This is a genomic window from Microbacterium sp. NPDC057407, from assembly GCF_042803895.1.
Lineage (GTDB): Bacteria > Actinomycetota > Actinomycetes > Actinomycetales > Microbacteriaceae > Microbacterium.
Map to the genome: position 1 here is coordinate 648,114 of NZ_JBHVCA010000003.1, position 22,071 is coordinate 670,184.

Annotated in this window: 20 protein-coding genes, 2 tRNA genes and 1 pseudogene; 14 read left to right on the plus strand and 9 right to left on the minus strand. The window is 68.9% G+C overall.

Annotated features, from left to right (window positions below; translation table 11 throughout):
• Positions 1-5: 5 nt before the first annotated feature.
• Entirely contained in the window at positions 6-2,102 is a 2,097-nt protein-coding gene (locus ACFUTX_RS11840; protein ID WP_378864550.1) for an alpha-galactosidase, read from the plus strand.
• Positions 2,103-2,215: 113 nt separating this feature from the next.
• Here ACFUTX_RS11840 and ACFUTX_RS11845 read toward each other — a convergent pair whose 3' ends face one another.
• A complete protein-coding gene (locus ACFUTX_RS11845) occupies positions 2,216-3,571 on the minus strand; it encodes a cryptochrome/photolyase family protein (RefSeq protein WP_378864552.1) in 1,356 nt (451 codons plus the stop codon).
• 507 nt (positions 3,572-4,078) lie between these two features.
• Between ACFUTX_RS11845 and ACFUTX_RS11850 the strand changes: the two genes are divergently transcribed.
• Positions 4,079-5,161, plus strand: a complete 1,083-nt coding sequence (locus tag ACFUTX_RS11850; protein ID WP_378864555.1) for a ThuA domain-containing protein — start codon at positions 4,079-4,081, stop codon at positions 5,159-5,161.
• Between the two features lie 63 nt (positions 5,162-5,224).
• Here ACFUTX_RS11850 and ACFUTX_RS11855 read toward each other — a convergent pair whose 3' ends face one another.
• Positions 5,225-6,628, minus strand: coding sequence for a diacylglycerol/lipid kinase family protein (locus tag ACFUTX_RS11855; RefSeq protein ID WP_378864558.1), 1,404 nt, complete (start codon positions 6,626-6,628; stop codon positions 5,225-5,227).
• A gap of 84 nt (positions 6,629-6,712) precedes the next feature.
• On the opposite strand from ACFUTX_RS11855, the gene serS reads away from it, so the two are divergent.
• The 7 genes from serS (at position 6,713) to ACFUTX_RS11890 (ending at position 13,720) form a co-directional block, all read left to right on the plus strand.
• Positions 6,713-7,999, plus strand: coding sequence for a serine--tRNA ligase (gene serS, locus ACFUTX_RS11860; RefSeq protein WP_378864561.1), 1,287 nt, complete (start codon positions 6,713-6,715; stop codon positions 7,997-7,999).
• Entirely contained in the window at positions 7,996-8,904 is a 909-nt protein-coding gene (locus ACFUTX_RS11865; protein ID WP_378864564.1) for an HAD family hydrolase, read from the plus strand. The genes serS and ACFUTX_RS11865 overlap by 4 nt, the downstream gene beginning before the upstream one ends.
• A 137-nt stretch (positions 8,905-9,041) precedes the next feature.
• Positions 9,042-9,129 (plus strand) — tRNA-Ser (locus tag ACFUTX_RS11870).
• A 36-nt stretch (positions 9,130-9,165) separates the two neighbouring features.
• The gene (locus ACFUTX_RS11875; RefSeq protein ID WP_378864567.1) at positions 9,166-10,464 is read left to right on the plus strand and encodes an LCP family protein; all 1,299 of its coding nucleotides are present in this window, start codon (positions 9,166-9,168) and stop codon (positions 10,462-10,464) included.
• On the plus strand, positions 10,464-11,798 hold the full coding sequence (locus tag ACFUTX_RS11880) for an LCP family protein (RefSeq protein ID WP_378864570.1): 1,335 nt from the start codon (positions 10,464-10,466) through the stop codon (positions 11,796-11,798). Before ACFUTX_RS11875 ends, ACFUTX_RS11880 begins: the two co-directional genes overlap by 1 nt.
• 398 nt (positions 11,799-12,196) lie before the next feature.
• Positions 12,197-13,537, plus strand: coding sequence for a D-alanyl-D-alanine carboxypeptidase family protein (locus ACFUTX_RS11885; protein WP_378864573.1), 1,341 nt, complete (start codon positions 12,197-12,199; stop codon positions 13,535-13,537).
• 91 nt (positions 13,538-13,628) lie between these two features.
• A tRNA-Ser gene (locus ACFUTX_RS11890) sits at positions 13,629-13,720 on the plus strand.
• A 174-nt stretch (positions 13,721-13,894) separates the two neighbouring features.
• Here the strand turns inward: ACFUTX_RS11890 and ACFUTX_RS11895 are convergent.
• The gene (locus ACFUTX_RS11895) at positions 13,895-15,034 is read right to left on the minus strand and encodes a tyrosine-type recombinase/integrase (RefSeq protein WP_378864576.1); all 1,140 of its coding nucleotides are present in this window, start codon (positions 15,032-15,034) and stop codon (positions 13,895-13,897) included.
• Complete coding sequence (locus ACFUTX_RS11900; RefSeq protein ID WP_378864578.1) at positions 15,027-15,629, minus strand: hypothetical protein; 603 nt, start codon at positions 15,627-15,629, stop codon at positions 15,027-15,029. Before ACFUTX_RS11900 ends, ACFUTX_RS11895 begins: the two co-directional genes overlap by 8 nt.
• A 110-nt stretch (positions 15,630-15,739) precedes the next feature.
• Here ACFUTX_RS11900 and ACFUTX_RS11905 point away from each other — a divergent pair, with 110 nt between their 5' ends.
• From ACFUTX_RS11905 to ACFUTX_RS11925, 5 genes are read left to right on the plus strand one after another with little or no spacing between them, the layout of a single operon-like run.
• The gene (locus ACFUTX_RS11905; protein ID WP_378864580.1) at positions 15,740-15,985 is read left to right on the plus strand and encodes a helix-turn-helix transcriptional regulator; all 246 of its coding nucleotides are present in this window, start codon (positions 15,740-15,742) and stop codon (positions 15,983-15,985) included.
• A 2-nt stretch (positions 15,986-15,987) separates the two neighbouring features.
• Entirely contained in the window at positions 15,988-16,239 is a 252-nt protein-coding gene (locus tag ACFUTX_RS11910) for a glutaredoxin family protein (protein WP_378864582.1), read from the plus strand.
• Entirely contained in the window at positions 16,236-17,237 is a 1,002-nt protein-coding gene (locus tag ACFUTX_RS11915; RefSeq protein ID WP_378864583.1) for a hypothetical protein, read from the plus strand. The genes ACFUTX_RS11910 and ACFUTX_RS11915 overlap by 4 nt, the downstream gene beginning before the upstream one ends.
• A gap of 49 nt (positions 17,238-17,286) precedes the next feature.
• Positions 17,287-17,541: a hypothetical protein gene (locus tag ACFUTX_RS11920; RefSeq protein WP_378864585.1), complete on the plus strand. Its 255-nt coding sequence runs from the start codon at positions 17,287-17,289 to the stop codon at positions 17,539-17,541.
• Between the two features lie 23 nt (positions 17,542-17,564).
• Complete coding sequence (locus tag ACFUTX_RS11925) at positions 17,565-17,777, plus strand: hypothetical protein (RefSeq protein ID WP_378864587.1); 213 nt, start codon at positions 17,565-17,567, stop codon at positions 17,775-17,777.
• 12 nt (positions 17,778-17,789) lie between these two features.
• Here ACFUTX_RS11925 and ACFUTX_RS11930 read toward each other — a convergent pair whose 3' ends face one another.
• From ACFUTX_RS11930 to ACFUTX_RS11950, 5 genes and pseudogenes are all read right to left on the minus strand, one after another.
• Positions 17,790-18,341, minus strand: coding sequence for a recombinase family protein (locus ACFUTX_RS11930; protein ID WP_378864589.1), 552 nt, complete (start codon positions 18,339-18,341; stop codon positions 17,790-17,792).
• Positions 18,338-19,501 (minus strand): zeta toxin family protein, encoded by a 1,164-nt coding sequence (locus ACFUTX_RS11935; protein ID WP_378864590.1) that lies wholly within the window; start codon positions 19,499-19,501, stop codon positions 18,338-18,340. Before ACFUTX_RS11935 ends, ACFUTX_RS11930 begins: the two co-directional genes overlap by 4 nt.
• Before the next feature lie 410 nt (positions 19,502-19,911).
• Positions 19,912-20,142, minus strand: a complete 231-nt coding sequence (locus ACFUTX_RS11940) for a hypothetical protein (RefSeq protein WP_378864592.1) — start codon at positions 20,140-20,142, stop codon at positions 19,912-19,914.
• Positions 20,143-20,326: 184 nt separating this feature from the next.
• Positions 20,327-21,457 carry a hypothetical protein gene (locus tag ACFUTX_RS11945; protein ID WP_378864685.1) on the minus strand — a complete coding sequence of 377 codons (1,131 nt, stop codon included), beginning with the start codon at positions 21,455-21,457 and terminating at the stop codon, positions 20,327-20,329.
• Between the two features lie 309 nt (positions 21,458-21,766).
• Positions 21,767-21,844, minus strand: a pseudogene (locus ACFUTX_RS11950) (SEC-C metal-binding domain-containing protein); the annotation flags it as partial.
• Positions 21,845-22,071 lie beyond the last annotated feature (227 nt).

Sequence of the window (22,071 nt, forward strand, 5' to 3'; positions counted from 1 at the left end):
CCCGAGTGATCCATCACCTCCGTGCCGCGGGAGTCAGCCTGGTGCTCGACTCCCGCGGCGCGGGCGTGCCCGCGGTCGTCCACTGGGGACGAGACCTGGGCGCGCTCGCCGAATCAGACCTCCTCGCTCTCGCCGACGCCGCGGTTCCCGCGGTCCCCGCCAGCTCCATCGACATCCCGCTGCGGGTGTCGCTCCTTCCCGTCCTCGCCGACGGCTGGTCGGGGCATCCGGCCCTCTCGCTCATCGGCGCACGCGGCACCCCCCGGCGGCTGTCCACCACCCGCGACGGCGACGTCGTGCTGACCGTCAGTGCGTGGGCGGATGCCTCGATCACGACCCGGCTCGAACTGACCGAGCAGGGCGTGCTCGTGGTCTCGCACGTCGTCCGCAACGAGGGGGCCGCGCCGATCGTGCTGACCGCGGCCGACGTGGCGCTGCCCGTCCCCGACCGCGCACGCGAACTGCTGGACTTCTCGGGCCGGTGGGCCGGCGAGAGGCGCCCCCAGCGCGTGACGTCCGGTCAGGGGGCGTGGCTGCGCGAGACCCGCCACGGCCGGGGCGGGCACGACGACCCCTTCCTCACGATCGCCGGCACTCCGGGCTTCGACTTCGGCTCGGGCGAGGTGTGGGCGGTGCATGTCGCGTGGAGCGGCGACAAGCGCGTGCGGTTCGAGCGGACCGACCTCGGCACGGCGCTGCTCGCCGCGGGGGAGCGGTTCACCACCCTGACGCTCGAGCCCGGCGCCTCGTACGAGTCGCCCGCCGTCGTCGCGACCTGGTCGGCGGCCGGCATCGACGGGCTGTCGGACCGCCTGCACCCCTGGGTGCGCTCCTGGTCGACGATCGACCGCCCGCGGCCGCTGTCGCTCAACACGTGGGAGGCGGTGTACTTCGACCACTCGCTCGCGCGCCTCGAACCGCTCATCGAACGGGCGGCCGAGGCCGGTGTCGAACGATTCGTGCTCGACGACGGCTGGTTCCTCGGGCGCACCGACGATCGGCGGGCGCTCGGCGACTGGACGGTCGACCCGGTCCGGTGGCCCGACGGGCTCGCACCGCTCATCGAGCGCGTGCAGGCCCGGGGCATGGAGTTCGGGCTGTGGGTCGAGCCCGAGATGGTCAGTCTCGACTCCGACCTCGCGCGGCAGCATCCGGAATGGCTCCTCAGCGAACCGGACTCGGTGACCTGGCGCTGGCAGCACGTGCTCGACCTGTCGCTGGCCGAGGTCGAGCAGCACCTCTTCGAGCGGATCGATGCGCTGCTGAGCGAGTACCCCATCGCGTACCTGAAGTGGGACCACAACCGGGATCTGCTCGTCGACGACACGGGCGCGCAGACCCGCGGCCTGTATCGGCTGCTCGACCGGGTGCGCGCAGCGCATCCCGATGTCGAGATCGAGTCGTGCGCGTCGGGCGGCGCGCGCATCGACCTGGGCATCCTGCGCCGTGTCGACCGCGTGTGGCCGAGTGACACGAACGACCCGCTGACGCGCCAGCGCATCCAGCGGTGGACGGGCGTGCTCGTGCCGCCGGAGTACCTCGGCTCGCACGTCGGCGACGCCCGCGCCCACACCACCGGCCGCGTCGCGCAGCTCAGCTTCCGGCTCGCGACGGCCCTGTTCGGGCACGCCGGGGTCGAGTCCGACCTGACGCGGCTCGCCCCCGCCGACCTCGAGGCCGTGCGCGCCTGGGGCGCGGTCTACCGACGTCACCGCGACCTGCTGCACTCCGGGCGGGTGGTGCGAGCGGATGCCGCCGACGACGCCCTGACGATCCACGGGGTGGTCGCGCCAGACGGCGGCGAAGCGCTCTTCTCCTACGCGGTGGTCGACGACACCGCGGCCGCGCTGCCGGCGCCGCTGCGCCTGGTCGGGCTCGACCCGGAGCGACGCTATCGGGTCGACGTGGTCGACCTCGGGGCACCGGTCGCCACGCTCCAGGACGCCGCGCCGCCGTGGTTCGCCGACGCGGCTGCGGCCCGGGCGGCCGGCGCCACCGGCGCGGGGATCGAACTGCCCGGGGCGGTGCTGGCGGAGGCGGGTCTGGCGATGCCTTTGCTGCTGCCGGGCAACGCGCTCGTGCTGCACGTCACCGCCGTCTGACCTGACTCCTGGGGTCGCGCCATCGCGAGCGCTGCAGTTCGCGGCATCCGCTGCGTCGCGAAGAGCCGCGGATGCCGTGAAGTGCCGCGGACGGCGGGCCGGCCGAGGTGACGTCAGGCCCGGGCGGCCCCCTTGACGACGTCGTAGGCGGCGAGCGCGGCCTTGCGGGACTCGCCCAGATCGACGATCGGCTCGGGTGGGTTCTCGGTCAGATGCTCGGGAGCCCACTCGCGCACATAGTGCCCGTCGGCGTCGAACTTCTTCGCCTGCAGCTCGGGGTTGAACACGCGGAAGTACGGGGCGGCGTCGGCTCCCGAGCCGGCGACCCACTGCCAGTTGAAGGCGTTGTTCGCGCCGTCGGCGTCGACGAGAGTGTCCCAGAACCACTCCTCCCCGTGCCGCCAGTCGATGAGCAGGTTCTTGACGAGGAACGACGCCGTCACCATGCGGACGCGGTTGTGCATGTATCCGGTGTGCCACAGTTGCCGCATCCCGGCGTCGACGAGCGCGACGCCGGTGCGGCCCCGCTGCCAGGCCTCCAGGTGCGACGGCTTGAGCCGCGGCCACGGAAAGGCGTCGAACTCGCGCCGCAGGTTCTTCGTGGCGAGATCGGGGAAGTGGAACAGCGTGTGCCAGGCGAATTCGCGCCAGCCCAGCTCCGAGAGGAACTTCCCGGCGCGTCCGGAGTCGACCGCCTCGTGCCACACGGTGTACGGGCTGACCTCGCCCCAGCGCAGCCGCGGCGACAGCAGCGACGTCGCACCGGCCGCGGGTTGATCGCGCGCCGTGCCGTACCCGTCGAGGTCGTCGTCGAGGAACTCGCGCAGGCGCCGCCGGGCCGCCGGCTCGCCCGGCTCCCACGTCTCGCGCAGGCCGCCGGCCCAGTCGGGGTGCGTCGGCAGCAGACCCCAGTCGTCCAGGTCGTCGGAGGCGATCGGATGCCTCGGCCCCGGGATCTCGCGCGGCTCCGGGAGCGGGGGCCGGGGTGCCGGCTGGTTGAGGCAGGCGCGCCAGAACGGCGAGTAGACCGAGAAGTGGGTGCCGGTACCGGTCTGCACCGTCCACGGCTCGAACAGCACGGAGGCCGCGAACGAGGCCGCCTCGACGCCGTCCGCCCGCAGGGAGGCCTTGAGATCGGCGTCGATCGCGCGCTCGGGGCCGCCGTAGCGGCGGTTCCAGAAGACCGCGGTGGCCGAGGCATCCGTCACCGCCTTGCGCACCTCGCGCGTGGCCGGACCCCGCCGGAGGACCAGGGTGCCGCCGCGCTCGGCCAACCGCTCGGCGAGCGAGGACAGCGAATGGTGCAGCCACCACCGGGCCGCGCCGCCGAGCGGCCGGATGCCCGGAGACTCCTCGTCGAGGACGTACAGCACCGTGACGGGGTCGTCCCGGTCGAGGGCGGCGCGCAGCGCGGGGTTGTCGGCGAGGCGCAGGTCGTCGCGCAGCCACACGAGGGAGGTGCTCGGCATGCCCCCATCCTGCCGCGTGCCGCCAGGGGGTCGGGCGGCTTGTGTCGGATCCGTCTGTGCGGGAGAGTTCGCGCTCGCGGGTCAGACGTCCCGTCGGAAACCAAGGAGAGACGCCGGATGCCGGCTCGCGGCGAAGGCCGATCGCGCTTGTTTTCCTGGATTTTCGACGTTTTCGCATTAGGTCGTTCTCATGCGGGCACGGCGTCATCGACGACCGTCGCGCGGCCTCAAGTCGATGACCGAGCGCGGCCGGAGGCCCGCGCATGCGCCCATCCGGATCGCCAGGGGGCGGGAATGCCGGGACTTCCGTCGCGTTCGGCACCAGAGTGCGGCGACGGGAACCAAAGGGTTCTTCCTGAGCGGCGAAAGTCCCCGCCGAGCCGTCTCGGGAAAGCGTTGACACTCCGTCGGAGAGACGCGTACGGTCGGACCTCACCGATATGTCGCCTGAAGCAACATATTCCGTCGCCGACGACGACCGGTTCCACTCAAGGGGGAGAAAACCGTATGAAGAAACAGCTCGCACGCGCCGTCACGGGAGTCGCGGCGCTCGCCGTCGGCCTCGCGGCCGGCATCGTCGCGGTCCCGGCCCACGCCGAGGACGAGTACAAGGTGCTCGTCGTCGGTCAGACGCTCGGGTTCCGCCACTCGCACATCGACGACACCACCAACGCCATCATCCAGCTCGGCGAGGACAACGGGTTCACCGTCGACGTGTGGGACAGCCGTCAGCCCGCGCTCACTCTCACGAGCACGCCGTTTACCTCGGCCGAGAGCCTCGGACAGTACGCGACGATCATCTTCGCGTCGCCCGTGGACGCCACGAACAACCTCGACCCCAACCGCCCCCGGCTGCTGAACGACAGCGAGCTGGCGGCGTTCCAGGGGTACATCCGCTCGGGCGGCGGGTACGTGGGCCTGCACGCCGCGACCGACTCCATGCACACCGTCCCCTGGTACAGCGAGCTCACCGGCGGCGGCGCGCGGTTCCGCAACCACCCGGCGCAGCAGACGGCGACCATGCGCGTCGAGAGCCCGGGACACCCGTCGACGACCATGCTGCCCGCCGAGTGGACACGGTTCGACGAGTGGTACAACTTCACCGCGAACCCGCGTGAGGACGTGCACGTGCTGATCACGCTCGACGAGTCGACCTACAACCCCGGCAACGGCGCGATGGGCGCCGACCACCCGCTGGCCTGGTGCCACAACTTCGAGGGCGGCCGCTCGTGGTACGAGGGCGCCGGTCACGTCGACGCCGCGTGGAGCGACCCGCTCTTCCTCGAGCACATCCTCGGCGGCATCGAGTGGACGGCGGGCGTCGTCACCGGTGGCGGCGACTGCGTCACCTTCGGCGAGGTCGACGGCGTCGTGGGCGGCCTCTCGACCGGGTCGGTCCGCAACGAGAAGCTGTCGGCGCAGGTCGCGGAGTATCTGACGGATGCCGAGGCCGCCGCCGATGCGGGAGACCACGCCGGTGCCATCGCGACGCTGAAGCAGGCCTTCGGCAAGGCGCACGGGCTGCAGGACGAGGTTCTGGTGGAGAAGATCGCCGACCTCATCGAATGGCAGGAGGCGCTCGTCGGCTGACGACCGCCCCGTCGAGACGGCCGCATTCCACCCGGGGTGCGGCCGTCTTCGGCGTCGGGGTTGTCAGAGGCCGGTCGTGTCGTGCCCGGTCGGCACGGTGATGAGGAGCGACCCGGCGTCGACGCGCGTGCGGACGTGCACGGCCTCACCGAACTCGTCGCCGTCGAGCTGCACGGGCTGCGCGTCGGAGGTGGCGATCTCGATGCCGGTTCCGCGCGAGTAGCGCACGGCGTTGTCTTTCGTCCGCAGCGCGAGCACCCGGCGTCCGGTGCGGAACCGCCGCAGCACGCTGTTGTCCCACGCCACGCGGCGCCACACCAGGATCCACCCGAAGGGCCCCTTGGGCTGGAAGATCACGATGTCGAGCGCGCCGTCGGCGACCGACGCCTCGGGAATCAGCTCGAGTCCCGCGGGAAGCGACCCGCAGTTGGCGAACAGCACGCTCTGCACCCGCGCCGAGTGCAGCCGCGAGCCCGCGAGCTGGTACATGACGCGGAAGGGCTTGGCGGATGCCAGGGACCGGGCGGCCCCGTCGACATAGGCGACCCAGCCCACGCTCTTCTTCAGCTGCGGGTTGGTGTTGGCGATCATCGCGGCGTCGAGCCCCATCCCGCCCATCACGACGAACGCGTGCTCGGCGGTCGTGCCGTCGGTGCGGCGGAGCGATGCCCAGCCGACGTCCATCGCGAGCCGCTCGCCGTCGAACGTCGCCCGGATGACCGCGTCGGGGTCGTCGAGCGGCAGGCGCAGGTTGCGGGCGAGGAGGTTGCCGGTGCCGCTCGGCACGATCGTCAGCGGCACCCCGCTGCCGGTCATCGCCTCCGACACGGCGCGCACGGTGCCGTCGCCTCCGGCGACGAGCACGGCATCCACACCCTCTTCGAGCGCCTGCCGCGTCACGTCGTCGCCGAGATCGTCGACGGTCGTCTCGTAGAACAGCGGGTCGGACCAGCCGGCCTCGCGCGAGAGCCGCTCCACCGTCTCGCGGAGCTCGTCCGCGTCGACCTTGATCGGGTTGTACACGAGCGCCGCCTTCGGCGACGGCCGCTCCTGACCGCCGGTCATCGGTCGCTGCTCGCCCTCGGTGCCGACGCGGCGGGCCTCGCCGCCCTCGCCGTCGGCGGTGTCGGGTTCGACGTCGTCGGGCTCGCGGATCACGCCGTCCGGCTCGGCGGCCTTCGCCGGCTCCGGGGCGTCCGCGTGGGAGCCGGGACGGGGGACGGATGCCTCGCCCCCGCCGTCGTCGGAGCCCGCCGCGCCGTCGGCGCTCGACTCGTCGGTCGCGCCCGAGTCGTCGGTCGTGCCCGCGCCATCCGCCGAGTCCGCGACTTCCTCGGCGAGGGCCGCATCTGCGATCTCGATCTCGGTCGTCGACGGGCCGTCGGAGTAGATCTTGTCGGCCGGATGCGGCGGGTCGACGTCGTCGGGACGATCGGGAGCGTCGTTCGATCCGGGTGCCGAAACCATGCGTCTTACCTTAGGGGGCGGCGCCTCGCCGGGGGTGGGGGTTGCGCCGGCCGTCGCGATCCGCCCGGCGGATAGGCTTGCAGGGTGATCGATCCCGTCCTTCTCCGCGAGAATCCCGAGCTCGTCAAGCGCTCGCAGGAGGCGCGCGGGGAGTCCGCCGCCACCGTCGACGAGGCGCTCGAGGCCGACCGCGCCCGTCGTGCCGCCATCACCGCCTTCGAAGAGCTCCGCGCCGCGCAGAACGCCCACGGCAAGAGGGTGGCGCAGGCGCCGAAGGACGAGAAGGCGGCGCTCGTCGCCGAGGCGAAGGAGCTCAGCGAGCGGGTGAAGCAGGCCCAGCACGCCGTGACGACGGCGGAAGAGGCATCCGCCCTCGCCCTCGCCGCGATCGAGAACATCGTCATCGACGGGGTCCCCGCCGGCGGCGAAGACGACTTCGTCACCCTGCGCACGCACGGCGAGCCGCCCGCGTTCGGCTTCGAGCCGCGCGACCACCTCGAGCTCGGCGAGCTGCTAGGCGCGATCGACATGGAGCGCGGCACGAAGGTGTCGGGCAGCCGCTTCTACTTCCTCACCGGCATCGGCGCACGCCTCGAGCTCGCGCTGATGAGCCTCGCGCTCGACCGGGCGCTGCAGGCCGGCTTCACCCCGCTCATCCCGCCGACGCTGGTGCGACCCGAGGTCATGCGCGGCACCGGCTTCCTCGGGCAGCACGCCGCCGAGGTGTACCACCTCGAAGAGGACGACCTCTACCTCGTCGGGACCAGCGAGGTGCCGCTGGCCGGGTACCACATGGACGAGATCCTCGATCTCGGCAAGGGGGCCAAGCGGTACGCGGGATGGTCGACGTGCTACCGCCGCGAGGCCGGCTCGTACGGCAAAGACACCCGCGGCATCATCCGCGTGCACCAGTTCAACAAGCTCGAGATGTTCGTCTACACGACACCGGCGGATGCCGAGGCCGAGCACCTGCGGCTCGTCGAGCTGCAGGAGGGCATGCTGCAGGACCTCGGCCTCAGCTACCGCGTCATCGACGTCGCGGCCGGCGACCTCGGATCGAGCGCCGCGCGCAAGTACGACGTCGAGGCGTGGGTGCCGACGCAGAACGCCTACCGCGAGCTGACGTCGACCTCGAACTGCACGACGTACCAGGCGCGTCGGCTCGACATCCGCCACCGGCTCCCCGCCGAGCCGGGCAAGGGCAGCGGCAAGACCGAGCACGTGGCCACGCTCAACGGCACGCTCGCGACCACGCGGTGGATCGTGGCGATCCTCGAGACCCACCAGCGCGAGGACGGCTCGGTGACGGTGCCCGAGGTGCTGCGCCCGTACCTGGGCGGGCTCGAGGTCATCGAGCCGGTGGCGTCATGAGCGACTCCCGTCTGCCCTCCACCGGGTCGATCGAGGTCGAGACCGAGGGTGAGGTCGAAGAGCTCGTCGAGCGGGTCGCCCACGACGCCGACGACGCGTCCGTCGCCACCGAGCGCCTCCTCATCGTGCTCGACATCGACGGCACGGTCATTCTCGAGGACGAATCCCTCAGCCCCGGCGTGGTCGACGCGGTCGCCGACGCCCAGCGGGCCGGGCACGAGGTCATGATCGCCACCGGGCGCAGCTGGGAGGGCACCCGCGGCATCCTGCGCGTCCTCGGCATCGCCCCCGAGTACGTCGTGTGCTCGAACGGCGCGGTCGTGCTGAAGCGCGTCGACGCCGACGAGCTCGTCTACGAGCGCGACCACGTCGAGACGTTCGACCCGACCGAGGTGCTGACGTTGCTGCGCGAGCACCTGCCCGACGCGCGGTACCTCGTCGAGCTCCCCGACGGCAGGCGCCTCTACACCGAGTACCTCGAGGACTGGAACCTGGTCGAGGCGATGCGGGTCGACTTCGACGAGCTCTCGGCCCAGCCGGTGTGCCGCATCGTCGTGGTCGCGCCCGAGCAGGGCGAGCAGGACTTCATGGACCTCGTCGCCCGCATCGGGCTGCACCAGGTGTCGTACGCGGTCGGCTGGACGGCCTGGCTCGACATCGCCCCGCAGGGCGTCGACAAGAGCACCGGACTGGAACGCGTGCGCACCGAGCTCGGCATCGACCCCGGGGACGTCCTCGTCATCGGAGACGGCCGCAACGACGTCGGCATGTTCCGGTGGGCGCTCGAGAACGGCGGGCGGGCCGTCGCGATGGAGCAGGGGCCGCAGGAAGTGCGCGATGCCGCGGGCGAGACCACCACGTCGGTGTCGGCCGGCGGCGTGGCGGACGTGCTCCGCAAGCTCTGACGGGGCGGATGCCGGGATCCGCGGCATCCGGAGTGCCTTTCAGAGCTTGCTCAGCCGCTGCTGGAACAATGGGCCGACAGTGCTGTCGGCTAGACTCGACGCCTGTTCGACGGATGCCCCGGCTGGGGGATCGGTCGGGAGGGTTGTCCGAGCGGCCGATGGACCTGGTCTTGAAAACCAGTGGGCAGCAATGTCCCGTGGGTTCGAATCCCACACCCTCCGCCAAGGTGTGAGGGGACCCCGTCCGCCGAGAGGAACCGAGTGGCCCAGACGACCAAGCCCGCCAAGCGCGGCCGTCGCACCGTCGCACGGCACGGCGAGCTGCGCTCCCCCCACCCGTTCTCGCTGATCATGAAGATCATCGGCGTGATCGTGGCGGTCGTCCTCGTCTCGGGCCTCGGCGTCGCCTCGTACGCCCTCTACGACCTGACGTCGAGCGTCGCCTCGAATACGGTCGCGCTCGAGGGGCAGGACCCGGTCCCGCCCGACATCGGCGCCATCGAAGGCGGCGTCAACGTGCTGCTCGTCGGCACCGACGAGTGCGAGCCCGAGTACGCCGGCTACTTCGGCGACAGGTGCACGGGCGCCGACGCGGGCGGACAGCTCAACGACGTCAACATGCTGGTGCACATCTCCGACAACCCGCGCCGGGTGACGGTGATCTCGTTCCCGCGCGACCTCATGATCCCGATCCCGGAGTGCACGGGCGAGGACGGCTCGACCAGCTCGGCGATGTCCAAACAGCAGATCAACACCGCCTGGTCGTACGGCGGTCTGTCGTGCGTCACCAAGACGATCTCCGAGCTGAGCGGCATGAACATCCCGTTCGCCGCGAAGGTGAGCTTCGGGAACGTCATCAACATCACCGATGCGATCGGCGGCGTCGACGTGTGCATCGGCAACGGCGGCATCCGCGACCGCTACACGGGCATCGACTGGCCGGCCGGCAACCGCAACGTGCAGGGCATCGAGGCGCTGCAGTTCCTGCGCACCCGCCACGGCCTGCAGAACGGCAGCGACCTGGCCCGGATCAGCAACCAGCAGCAGTACATGTCGAGCCTCGCCCGCAAGCTGACCAGCGAAGAGGTGCTGTCGAACCCGGCGACGCTGTACAAGCTCGCCACGACCGCCGTCGACAACATCACGCCGAGCGAGTCGCTGGCCAACCCCACGACGCTGGTGCAGATCGCGCTCGCGGTGAAGGACGTGCCGCTCGACGAGATCGTCTTCGTGCAGTACCCGGTCGCCGGCGACCCCGACGACATCAACCGGGTGGTGCCCGACTGGAACTCGGCCGACACGCTGTGGCAGCTTCTCGAAGAGAACAAGCCCATCGCGGTCACCGCCGACCCGAACCGCGGCGGCGGCGTCATCGCCGTCGAAGAGCCTGAGACGACGCCCGAGCCCTCTGCCACTGCGACGCCCGACCCCGCGGCGACCCCGGGTCCGAGCGGCACGCCGGCCCCGAGCGAGACCGCCGTCGCGCTGCCCGACACGATCCCCGGCACGTCCGGCGCCGACCAGACCTGCTCCGCCGGCAACCTCTCGGCGGGCGGTTGATGGCGGACCGCTCCGCCACGCGCCGCGTCCGCACAGGCGGCGTCCGCACGACGGTGGCGCGCCACGCGACCGGCCGGGATCGGCATCCGCTCGTCTCGTTCCTCGCGATGGTCGCCGTCGTCGTGGGGGTCGTCGGGGCGAGCGCGGCCGGGCTCGTGGCGTTCCACGTCTGGGATGCCGCGAACTCGTTGAACGCGAACGCCGTCGCGCTCGGCGACGACGACGTGCTGCCACCCTCCCTGGGAGCGATCGAGGGCGGCGTGAACCTGCTCGTCGTGGGCACCGATTCGTGCGAGGGAGCGAACGCCGCGCTGTCGGGCGCGTGCCAGAACGGCGACACCGACGGCGAGCGCAACGACGTGACGATGCTGGTGCACATCTCGGACGAGCCCCGCCGCGTGACGGTCGTCTCGTTTCCGCGCGACATGATCGTGCCGATTCCGTCATGCCCGTACCCGGACGGCACCGGCAGCTACTCGGCGATGAGCGCGCAGATGCTGAACGCCTCGTACATGTACGGCGGGCTCGCCTGCACGGCCGCGACGGTCGAGCAGCTCATCGGCGACGAGATCGACTTCGCCGCGGCCATCCGCTGGACGGGCGTGATCAATATGTCGGACGCGATCGGGGGCGTCGACGTCTGCGTCGCCGGCGATGTCAGCGACCCGCACACCGGCCTGACGCTCGCGGCCGGAAACCACACGCTCCAGGGCGCGCAGGCGCTCCAGTTCCTCCGGATGCGTCACGGCATCGGCGACGGGTCGGATCTCGGCCGCATCTCGAACCAGCAGCAGTTCATGTCGTCGATGGTGCGCAAGCTGCAGTCGGGACAGGTTCTGGCCAACCCGAGCGTGCTCCTGAATCTCGCGACGACGGCCGTCGACCAGGTGCAGCAGCAGCAACTCGTGCTCAGCCAGTCGCTGGCGAACCCGACGCTGATGGTGCAGATCGCGATGGCCGTCAAGGACGTGCCCTACGAGGACATCGTGTTCGTGCAGTACCCGACCGAGTACTCCTACGACTACGGCGCGAGTCGTGTGCTGCCCGTGACCGCTGCGGCCGACGTGCTCTTCAGCGCGCTGCGCGAGAACAAGCCGCTCACGCTGACGGGCGAGGCGAGCCAGGGGTACGGCGTCGAGGTGACGGGCGAGGCCGCTCAGCCCGGGGCGTCCGCGACGCCGGATCCCTCCGCGACGCCGTCGCCGTCGGACGGTGCCGCCGGCGAGGCCGCGGGGGAGCCGGGCGGCGCTGCGGGCGAGGAGCGGGTCGACCTTCCGTCCGACATCGCCGGGCAGACCGCGGCTCAGACCACCTGCACCGTCCCCGGGGGCTGAGGCGCCCGGGACGGCGGCCGGCCGTCTGGGCTGGCCGGGCTGGCGTGTCTCCTGGTATTTCGACGCCGGCGGCCCGGTGGTACGCCTGCCCGGTGGTGAAACGGGCGGGAGATTCCCGCCGGTGCGGTGTGCCTGGCGGCCGCGGAGGCCGGAATCTCCCCGCCGTTTCACGCGAAGGACCGCCGTCGCCGTCGCGGCCGTCGAGAAAACAGGAGACACGCCGCCGCATGCGGGGCGGCGGTGTCGCCGACCGGCGTGTCTCCTGGGTTCTCGACGAGGCGCGGCCACCACCACGCGAGCGCTCGCTCGGAAGAGCGCTTTCCAAACCGGGCTCGGCGTGAGAGGGTGGCCGCCATGGGTCTCCTCGCCGACGTCCGGAACAGCTGAGTCGCTCGGCGATGACGACGCAGACTTCGTCCGACGAGTTCGCCGGTCTCGCCGACCTGATGCGCGACGAGTACGATGCGCCCGATCCCCGGGACCCGACCCTCCGCCGTCGCCGCCTCCGCGGAGTGCTCATCGCGATGCTGGTCGTGCTCGCGCTGGTTGCGGCCGTCGGCGGCTACGCGGCGTGGGCACTGACGGCCCCTCTGCCGGCACCGGTCGAGTCGGTGCGGACGCCGGTCGTGACCGCCCCCGAGGCGGTGACCCTCGATCTTCCGGACGCCGGCTCGTCGGCGGTGAGCGTCGCGGGCGCGGAGGAGTATCTCGGCGCCGAGGCGAACGGCATCTGGGCGACATCCGGCGACAACTCGCCCAGGCCCCTCGCGAGCATCACGAAGCTCATCACCGCCCTGGTGATCCTCGACGCCCGGCCCCTCGCCGACGAGAACGACCCGGGCCCGACGATCACGTTCACGTCGGCCGACAACGACCTCTACGACGAGTACTACGTCAAAGGCGCGACGATCGCCGCGATGCCGACGGGCAGCAGCATGTCGCTGCGCGAAGCCCTCGCGGCCATGCTCATCCCATCGGCCAGCAACTACGCCGACGTCGTCTCGCGGTGGACGTTCGGGTCGCGGTGGGCGTTCCTCGAGGCCGCGCGGGCGTGGCTCGCGAAGAACGGCCTCACCGGCACGACGATCGTCGAGCCGACCGGAATCGACCCGGGCAACACGAGCACCCCGACCGACCTCATCGCCCTGGGCAGGCTCGCGGCGCAGCATCCGGTCGTCGCGCAGATCGCGAGATCGGCGTCGGCCAATCTCCCGGGCGTGGGCACCGTGTACAACACCAACAGCCTGCTCGGCACGAGCGGGATCACCGGCCTGAAGACCGGCAACCTCGGCGGCGACACCCACAACCTGCTCTACACCGCGAAGGTCGACATCGGGACGGGCACGCCGCTCTCGGTCGTCGGGGTTGTGATGGGCGGAGCGTCGAGGCAGTCGGTGAACGACGCCGTGGTCGGGCTGCTGGACAGCGTGCGCTCGGGCTTCCACGACGTGCCGGTCGCGACGCAGGGGCGGGTGGTCGGCACGTACTCGACGGCGTGGGGCGCCAGCGCCGACATCGTGATGGCTTCGGATGCCTCGATCTTCACGTGGTCGGACACCCCGATCGAGGTCTCCCTGACGACCACCGAGCCGAAGACATTCGCCGACGGCGAGGTGGTCGGCACGATCACATGGACCGCGGGGCCGAAGACCGCGACGGCTGAGCTCGTCATCGACGGGACGATCGAGCCGCCGTCCGAGTGGTGGCGGCTGACCCATCCGGGCGAGCTCGGGGGATAGCGCCGGGTCATCCCGCTGGCCGATGCGTGGGCGGCGGGCCGGGCGGGTTATGATTGCGGGGTGTGTCCGCCGTGCAAGCGGCCGGATGCCTGGAGACGTCGCATAGTCAGGCCTAGTGCACCACCCTGCTAAGGTGGAGTCCCCTCACGGGGACCGAGGGTTCAAATCCCTCCGTCTCCGCCATACATTTCGGCCCGCAGTCCCTTGACAATACTGGGGAGTCGGCGGATTCTGGCCGCCCGCGGTGGCGCCGGTGAGAACAGATTGAGAACACTTTCTGGCTGCCCGCGCCGAATCGGGCGTTCGCGCGGGAACTTGTCCGGTTCGCTACACGGCTCAGCCGGTTGGCAGTTCGGCTTACAGTCCGCGCTGTGGCCAGCTGGCGGGAGCGATCGGTTGCGCGATGTCGTGATGTGGCCGGGCGGCCGCGTCGAGCGCGTGTGCGACGTTGTCCAGGTCGCCATCGAAGAGGTCGGCATAGACGTCGAGAGTCATAGCCGCGGACGCGTGGCCAAGCATGCGTTGAATGGTCTTGACGTGTGCACCCGATTGAACGGCGAGCGATGCGGCGGTGTGACGAAGGTCGTGAAGGGTCATCGGAGGCAAGCCGGCCCGTTTGAGTGCAGCCTTGAACCAGGACTTGGAAGCGTCGCTGGTGCGCACCCTCCGCATGTGGCCTCCGTCGCGACCCGGGAAGACAAGGTCCGTCAGCGGCTTGCCTCGGCTTACACGGTCGAGGTCTCGCATGATGAACGCAGGGACCGGAACCGAGCGTGCGATGTGTGACTTCGGCGTTCCGACATGGATGACGCCGGCCACCTCGACGGCGTTCTGCGAGATGTGGATTCGGCCTCTTCCGACGTCGAGGTCGCCGATGCGGAGCCCAGTCACCTCAGCCCACCGCATGCCCGTGTAGGCGAGGACGAGTACGAGTAGACGCTTCTCGCCGGCAGCGTCTGCGAGCTCACGAACCTGCTCGTGGGATAGGTAGCGGTGAAGCGACCGCGTCTTCTTCGGCTTCCCGATGTCTCCGCCCCTTGCCGGGTTCCGTGTGATGCGTTCGTCCTGAACCGCATCGTCCAAGATGCCGGCGAGAACTCCGATCGTTCGGAGGACGACGGTCGCGCCAGCTTCACCGCGCAGTTCGGCCACCCACGCGCGGACGTCGGTGAACCGGATCTCGTTTACAGGCCAGTTCCCCCATCTGGGCTTGACCCGTAGCCGCCACGCGATCTCGACGGGTGCGAACGAGGATGGCTTGAGGATGCCGCGCTTCGCCTGCAACCAGCGCTCACCCAGGACCGCGATGGTGACTCGTCCCGAAGACGGATCTACTTGGCTTCCGCTCGCCCGACGAATCTCATACTCGCGCAGCCAGGTCTCCGCCTCTCGCTTGGTCTTGAAGCCGCGCTTGGCACCTTGCGACCTATCGGGGCGGCGGAATCGCACTTGGTAGCGTTTGCCGCCCCCCGTCTCGTACGAGTGGACGCTACCCATCTCCCTGTCGGCCGACGGGATAGTTCATGCCTTCGAGTCGCCCGACAGCGCGAGCTTTGCGGATCCAGTCCGAAGCGGTGCGGTGGGGGACCCCAAGTTCGTCTTGGATGAGCTTCGTGGGCGGGTTGCCGGCAAGAGCTGCCGTGCCATAGAGAATCTCGACCACGTCCATCCGCGCATCGGAGCCGCCGTGCTTGATGACTTGCTCTGCGAGCCACACCGGGATGATCCTGCCTTCGGTGCTGGACAGCTCGGCTGCCGGAAGCCATCTGGCGTCCTTCGCGCTTGAGTCCTCGAGTGTAAGGGTGATGCAGTGCGGCGCAGCGGCTTGGACGAGTCGCCCGATGGGCAGGGCTCTCATGAGGCGACTGTTGACCTCGACGCCTTCCCGCGTTGCGTCCGCGGTCACGCGCGTTGCGACGTAGCGACCCTCGGCCGCGTCGTAGCGGGCACTCACGGTGAGCGCCACTCCGGCGTCTTCGAGCTCGGCGATGGCTTGGAATGCAGGGGCGATTCGCAACTCGGATCCGACCGGGAGTGTGGCGGCAGATGCCGTCATGCGTTCGCCCTCGAGTGTTCTCACGTCGACCTTCACCCCCTTAGTTTGCCTGGCCGTGTCGCGGAATCGCGCACCCTCTTGAAGAGTGTATCCCTAAAATCTACACTATAGCGAAAGCAGGACGACATTTCGCAAAGGAGGCGATAATGATCAAAACACTGACGGAGCTCCCGCTCGACAGCGGCGCCAGCTTCATCACCCCAGCCGACGTGTGTGCGATGGTTCCCGGGGTGACGCCGAACACGCTCGCTATTTGGCGGCACTACCGACGCGGGCCCGACTTCCTGAAGGTGGGCAGGCGAGTCTTCTACGAGGCCACCGCCGTGAAGGCGTGGCTGGACGAAGTCACCAACAAGTGTGACCCCGACGTCACCCACCTGCCACGGCACTAATCATGTCCGTCACCGTCTACTCCGCCGGACCGACGTGCCCACAGTGCACCGCTACCTTCCGCCACCTGGGGGCGAGGGGGATCGAGTTTACGAAAGTAGACATCCGAGACGTCGAATCGGCGCGCGAGTACGTCACCGACGAGTTGGGATATTCGCAGGCACCGGTCGTCGTCGTTGATGATGAGCCGGAGAACCACTGGTACGGGTTCCGGCCTGATCTCATCGATCGGCTGTCCATTGAGGCCGGGTCATGACGGGCGAGCCCGACGGGAGCGCTGAGCGCGCGAAGAAGTGGGTGCCACACACCGACGCTCAACGCGAGAGGCGCCGCCTCACCAACAAAGCCTGGCGCGAGCGCAACCGTGATCATGTTCGTGCTCAGAGGAAGGCGTGGCGCGAAGCCAATCCGGAGCGCTTCCGCGAGCTCAACCGCCTTTCGATGCGGAGGCAGCATCGAAAGCACACGCGAGAGGCCGCCCGCCGCGAACGCAAGCGAGCGAACGCGCGAAACTACTATGAGAGGAATCGCGAACGCATTCTCGCCCAGCACAAGGAGGGGCGAGTCCGACGCCAGGCTGCTGATCCGGATCGCTTCCGAGAGATGGCCTACGCCCGTACACGTAGGTGGCGGGATAGTCACCGAGAGGCGCTGAACCAGACCCAGCGCGACCGCCGGCAGGCCAACCCCGGCGCGGCAGCGGATGCTTCGCGTCGCTATTACGAGAAGAACCGCGAACAGGTTCTCCAGCGCAAGCGCGAGCGGTACGCCGCGAATCACGCACAGGCGCGCGCGAAGGCGAACGCGTACTACACACGAGAAGCGCGCCGTCGAAAAGCGGGACTTCCGCCGCGACGGTTGCACCCAGTGAGCCGGGCTGATCGTGTTGCGAATGGAGTTGCCGCGGACGAGTTCTTCTCCCGGACCTATAGCGGGCGAGCCCTTGATGAGATGCTGCTCGGCAGCAAGCAGCCCACCCCTCCCGAGCTTCTGGCCGCATGGAAGCGAGACTGTCTCCGGGCCCGCGCCGCACACCACCAAGCGACCACGGAAATCGCGACGCCACCCGGTGCGGGCGATGAACTGAGGATCGCGCGACTCGCGGCAAAGGCCGCAGAGGATGCCCGCCTGGACACCATCGGAAGAACGGTGAACGCGCGACTTCGACACGAGCGCGCCGCCGCGCTTCTGCATGATCCCACTGCTCCCCACCAAGTAGCCGCGAGCCCCAATAGTCCACACCTCGCCCGCTGACGCGGCGGGCTGACGGCTCAGCCGCAAGACTTCCCTCGAAAGGAACATCATGATCGATCGAGCACACACCGAAGGCACGCTGTGGCGGACCGCGGTGTCGGCGTTCAGTTACTACCCGACCAAGCACATCGACGAGCCCGGGTACACCGTCGGCGAAGACATCACATGGTGCCTCGAACCACTCAGCGGAATGGACCACACCGTGCTGGCCAGGCTCTCCGATCTCGTGGCGGCCGCGATCGTGGACCCCACCGTGAACCGTGCTGCGCTCACAAAGGAACTGGAACGCCTCGCTGATGGGTAGACGGCATTGAGGAGGTCGAGGAGATGTCGACGTTCGAGCCATCGGTGGCCATAATCGCGACCATCGTGTTGCCCTGTGCGGCGATCGTCTTGGGGGTGATTGCGGTGATCACTGTTGTTCGTCGTCGGTTTCGCCGCGCCACGTTCCTGGCTGTGATCTCTTTGGTGTGCATGCTCGGGACATTCGTCGCGGCGACGATTGTCGCCCATGCGGATGGCCTAGTGCCCTCCGCGTGATTTGTCCCCAGTTCAGACCGGTACCGAGAGGGCGCGCTGTACGGCGCTCGGGCTGACGCCGATGACACGGGCGATGTGCGCGATCGAGCGATGCTGGCGGCGCAACTCTTCAGCTACGGCCACACGCTCGGGAGTCATCACCGACGGCCGACCGGGTCGCCGGCCAGCAGCCTCGGCCTGCAGCATCCCCTGACGTGTTCGCAAACCCGCCAGCCTCCGGCGGAGACCCTCCAATGTGGCAAACACTTCCGCGGGGTCGGCCGGGCCGGCATCGGTGGAGAGCGCAGGCTCGATAAGCGAACGAAATCCGATGCCGCGGCGGCCCAACTCGGCGATCGTCTGCACGACTCGCGGAAGTGAGGACCCGAGCCGCGCCGCACTCGACACCAGCAGGATGTCGCCCGCCTCGAGCGAGTGCAGCGGGCTCTCGTCGTCCAGGGGACCCTCACCGACGCCGGAGTCGGTCAGAATTGCCGTGGCGCCTGCCTCAGCGAGATTGTCGATGTCGATGGAGAGGTCGTCGCCCGGCCACCATGGGCGCGAGTATCCGATCAGGCGGCTCATCGCGAGGGCCCGTCAGTGCTCGCCGCTGGCGGCGCGGGGACAATTGCGGGCGAGTCTTGCTCCAGCCTCCGCACCGCGCGCCGACGGAGCGTGACGAGTTCACTCGCGAGGCGACTCTCCAGGTCGTGTGTCACAACCGATCCGGCAGGGATTCGAAGGTTGGGAACGACTTCTCGGATCGCCGCTTCATGGAGTGCGACCAGATGGGGCGCCAGCTCCGGCAACGTCGACGACGGTTGACGGGCGTACACGGTCACCCGCTTCAGCTCGCTCAACCATTGCACCGATTGGAGCGTGGACATCGGCGTCCTGCTGGCTCGATTGAATGCTCGGACCGCCGAGGTTCCGTCCACCTGATCGGCAGCGACACCGCCGTCTCGGTCGAACACAGTCAGCCGGGCATCTGCCGCTCCTGCGGCCGCCAGCAGTGCGCGGGCTTCTTCCAGATCGCGGTCATGTTGCTCGACGGGAACCAGTTCGGACGGGCGCCTCACGCGAGCGCTCGATGCGTAGGCCGACGCCAAGGCCAGCAGGCTCTCCGTGCGGGACGCGGCGACGACTGCGACCTGGGTGCGGTATCCGACCTGTTCGAATGTCGTAAGGATGCCTTCGGCCGCAGCCGCCGGAACAGGCCCGTCGAGGAGGAGCGAGAATCGGTGTTCACGAGCGTGCCGCATGCAGGCGATCAGCCACGAGGCCGACGTCGTGGCGGCCAGATCGGCGTCGGGACTCTCGTTCGCCGCGCGCGGGACGAACGAGCGAAGCAGGTTGGCCGAGATCACGGCCATGCCGTCTGGATCCTCGCCCCGGAGGTGGCTGATGGCGCGAGAACGACCTGCCCCCGGTTGCCCACTGAGGAGAACTAGGCGGGGTGTATCCGTCGGTTGAGCGTCACCAAACACCGCCGGCAGGATGCGCTGCTCGAGGATCACCTGTGGGTCATCGCTCGTGCTCGCAGTCATCAGCTGTGGCTCGGACGCCAGGCCGAGGGAGTCAACAGCGAGGCGGTCGAACCCGTCCGCCTCGAGGACGTTCGCGCGACGGGCCACCGCGCGACTCAGATCGGAATCTCCGGCGAGACCATCGTCTGCAGCACTGAGCGCCGCGTCGTACGCGACGGCATCGCTGACTCGCCAGGCCGATGAATCGGGTCGCATCATGCCTCCTGATGCAAGTGTATCGACCACCCGAAAAGGCTCGTCGGCGCATTTCGAATCGCCACGCCGCCCGGCTGCAGGTCTCCTGTCGTTCAGATGGACGTGGCGAGAAAATCGGTTGCTATCGCACTGAGGTCCGAGGCGCAGTTGACGAGCGAAACGCCGTGACTTGGTCGTGACCGCCAGCTCTCTCCGACGGCGAGAGTGTAGCGGGGTCGGGGACGACTCCGTTCCTGTCGATCGCTATTTGCAGACTCCGCTCTCCGCTACGCTGCGAACTCCGCTTATCAACCGCTCACTCGGGCACTGCGTCGTCCCCGCCCCGCGTGATTAGCCGATTGTCGGAGCGAGGGCGGAGTCTGAGGGGCTCAGTTGCCTGCCGATGGAGGGGGTTGCCTGACGATCCACGGTTGCTAGCGAGGCGGGCCGATCCACTTTTCTGGATCGGTGCCGTACGTACTGAGAAACGCATCGAGGTCACCGCGGTGGTACCACGACCGACTTGTGCCTTGGCGGCTGATCGGTTCGCCGACCCAACTACGCATCTGGAGGAACCAGTCCTTAGAGATCGGCTCAGTGAGTCGCTCATTGAGGTAGTCGACCGCCTCGCTAGTAGTAATCTGGCCGGGGAACGCGCGATCCATGCGACGAGGGTACTCGTCGGGTGAGGACATTCCGCATGACAAGAACTGATCGCGACCGACCTATGCTTCCGCCCTGCGATGACAACACCATGGTTGTCGGCGCGATAGCAGACGGCGAGGCGGCACTATCTCGGCTCCTCATACGGGCAACGCGCGATAGCGGACCGGTTCGTGCGCAGGCTCCTCAGCGACGACGACGCCGCGATTGCACGAACAGATATGCGGCATCGCGACGAGTGTTTCTTCGCGCGCCGACGTACGGCACAAGTCCGGCGAGTCCTCCAATGACAGCGCTGGCGAGTCCAGGGAGTCCGCCGGCCGACCCGACCACGAGGCCCGCTCCGCTGAGAAGAAGCGGAGCAATGCCGGAGTAGGTGCGCTCCGTGCGCATCCGACGTTCGAGCACCTTTGACGCGTGATCAATGTCGGCGGTGATGTCGGCGATCGCATCTGCCTGCGCAGCGAGATCTGGAGCCTCAGCCACGGCTAGCCGCACTTGGTATCGGAGGTCCTCAACTGCCTCGTCTTGACTCAGCAGCCGCACCAGATCGTTCGCGTTGAGGCCCCGGAGCGTGGGAACGTCCGCCCATACGGACGCGGCGGCAACATTCTTCGGCAGTGGCAGGGAACGCCGGGCAAGCATGCGTGCTTCAAACGGTGACGCCGCTACGTAATCTGCGGCGAGCGCATCCGCGACGGCGAGTCGATGAGCTGTTCGCTGAACGTATCTGCCGATCGCGTCCGACCGAACTTGCTCTATCCAGGGGCCGTAATCGAAATCAGGATCGTAGCTTTGGAGCATGCTCCCTTCGAAGCGTCCGTCCGAGGTGAGCGTGTCGCGATCTATCCGGCTGAAGAACCAAAAGTGAGGCCCGTACGAGAAGTCGTCCTTGGCGTTCACCAGAAGGGCCTCGCGAGCCGTGGGCCCCTCCAGCACGAGCTGGCTCTGGACGAACTCCACGATGGCCTGGTTCGCAAGGTCAGATGCGGTGACTTCGTCCGCTTCCGCAGCCGCTTCTGCGAGCGCAGCTCCCGCCGGGATAGGAATGACATGTCCCGATGCGAGAAGCGCAGCGTGCTCTAACTCTTCCAATGACGCTTCTCGAACGCGTCGTCGAGTTGGTTCACCGCCCAAGAGCCCAAATAGGCGATCAGGAACGAGGACGTGGTCGGCGAGCAGGACAGTTCGTTGCACGAATGCGGCCGGCGGGAGCTCCTCGTTGTACACGATTGTCGGTCGCGGCGTTGCGGTAGACAGGGCACCGACCGTTTGCCAGGAAAGCGCGGCGACCTCCGCAATCTTCTCGAGCACCACGTCGGGAACTGGAGTGTCGTCGGCCGGAAGGCTCGCCAACTCTCGGAGTGTGGCCGCACGGACACGTCCGAGCTCAGCCGGAGTGAGATGCGAGCCCCCTGATGTCCACTGAGCAATACCAGCCTCGATCGCGCTCACGACCACGGGCCGCGCGGCCGGGCCTGGTGGCCGCATTATGATCGGCGTGTTGCGGGGCATGATGCCCGCGATGGCAGCGTTGTTGAGCTTCGTCGTGGGAGCGATGTACACGTAGTCATCGCCGTCGGGTGGCGTCGGAGCCCCTGGCATCGACCGCGGACGGGACCAGCGCTTGTGGCATTGGTTGTAGGTCCGCCCGGACCCGCACCAGCACGGATCCTGTCGGCTGAAGGGCGCGAGCGGGTCCACTGGACAAAGTTATACGCGCCGACCACTTCTAGGGACATCGGGTAAGACCGTCGATGACGCGCGCTCGCCGGCATGGGTCCAGGACCCTCACCCCTGTCCTGCCGATACCGGCCGATCGGTCCGCATACGAGCGGTGCCGGTGGTGGGCGTCAGCGGTCGTAGCGGATCCCCAAACGGGCAGTGCACGGAACGGGCACCATGCGGACGACACGAGACGTGCGTCCCTG

Coding starts and splice junctions, on each gene's coding strand:
- ACFUTX_RS11845 (WP_378864552.1), bottom strand. CDS start 3,571: ATGCCGAGCACCTCCCTCGTGTGGCTGCGCGACGACCTGCGCCTCGCC.
- ACFUTX_RS11850 (WP_378864555.1), top strand. CDS start 4,079: ATGAAGAAACAGCTCGCACGCGCCGTCACGGGAGTCGCGGCGCTCGCC.
- ACFUTX_RS11855 (WP_378864558.1), bottom strand. CDS start 6,628: ATGGTTTCGGCACCCGGATCGAACGACGCTCCCGATCGTCCCGACGAC.
- ACFUTX_RS11865 (WP_378864564.1), top strand. CDS start 7,996: ATGAGCGACTCCCGTCTGCCCTCCACCGGGTCGATCGAGGTCGAGACC.
- ACFUTX_RS11880 (WP_378864570.1), top strand. CDS start 10,464: ATGGCGGACCGCTCCGCCACGCGCCGCGTCCGCACAGGCGGCGTCCGC.
- ACFUTX_RS11885 (WP_378864573.1), top strand. CDS start 12,197: ATGACGACGCAGACTTCGTCCGACGAGTTCGCCGGTCTCGCCGACCTG.
- ACFUTX_RS11895 (WP_378864576.1), bottom strand. CDS start 15,034: ATGGGTAGCGTCCACTCGTACGAGACGGGGGGCGGCAAACGCTACCAA.
- ACFUTX_RS11905 (WP_378864580.1), top strand. CDS start 15,740: ATGATCAAAACACTGACGGAGCTCCCGCTCGACAGCGGCGCCAGCTTC.
- ACFUTX_RS11910 (WP_378864582.1), top strand. CDS start 15,988: ATGTCCGTCACCGTCTACTCCGCCGGACCGACGTGCCCACAGTGCACC.
- ACFUTX_RS11915 (WP_378864583.1), top strand. CDS start 16,236: ATGACGGGCGAGCCCGACGGGAGCGCTGAGCGCGCGAAGAAGTGGGTG.
- ACFUTX_RS11920 (WP_378864585.1), top strand. CDS start 17,287: ATGATCGATCGAGCACACACCGAAGGCACGCTGTGGCGGACCGCGGTG.
- ACFUTX_RS11925 (WP_378864587.1), top strand. CDS start 17,565: ATGTCGACGTTCGAGCCATCGGTGGCCATAATCGCGACCATCGTGTTG.
- ACFUTX_RS11930 (WP_378864589.1), bottom strand. CDS start 18,341: ATGAGCCGCCTGATCGGATACTCGCGCCCATGGTGGCCGGGCGACGAC.
- ACFUTX_RS11935 (WP_378864590.1), bottom strand. CDS start 19,501: ATGATGCGACCCGATTCATCGGCCTGGCGAGTCAGCGATGCCGTCGCG.
- ACFUTX_RS11940 (WP_378864592.1), bottom strand. CDS start 20,142: ATGGATCGCGCGTTCCCCGGCCAGATTACTACTAGCGAGGCGGTCGAC.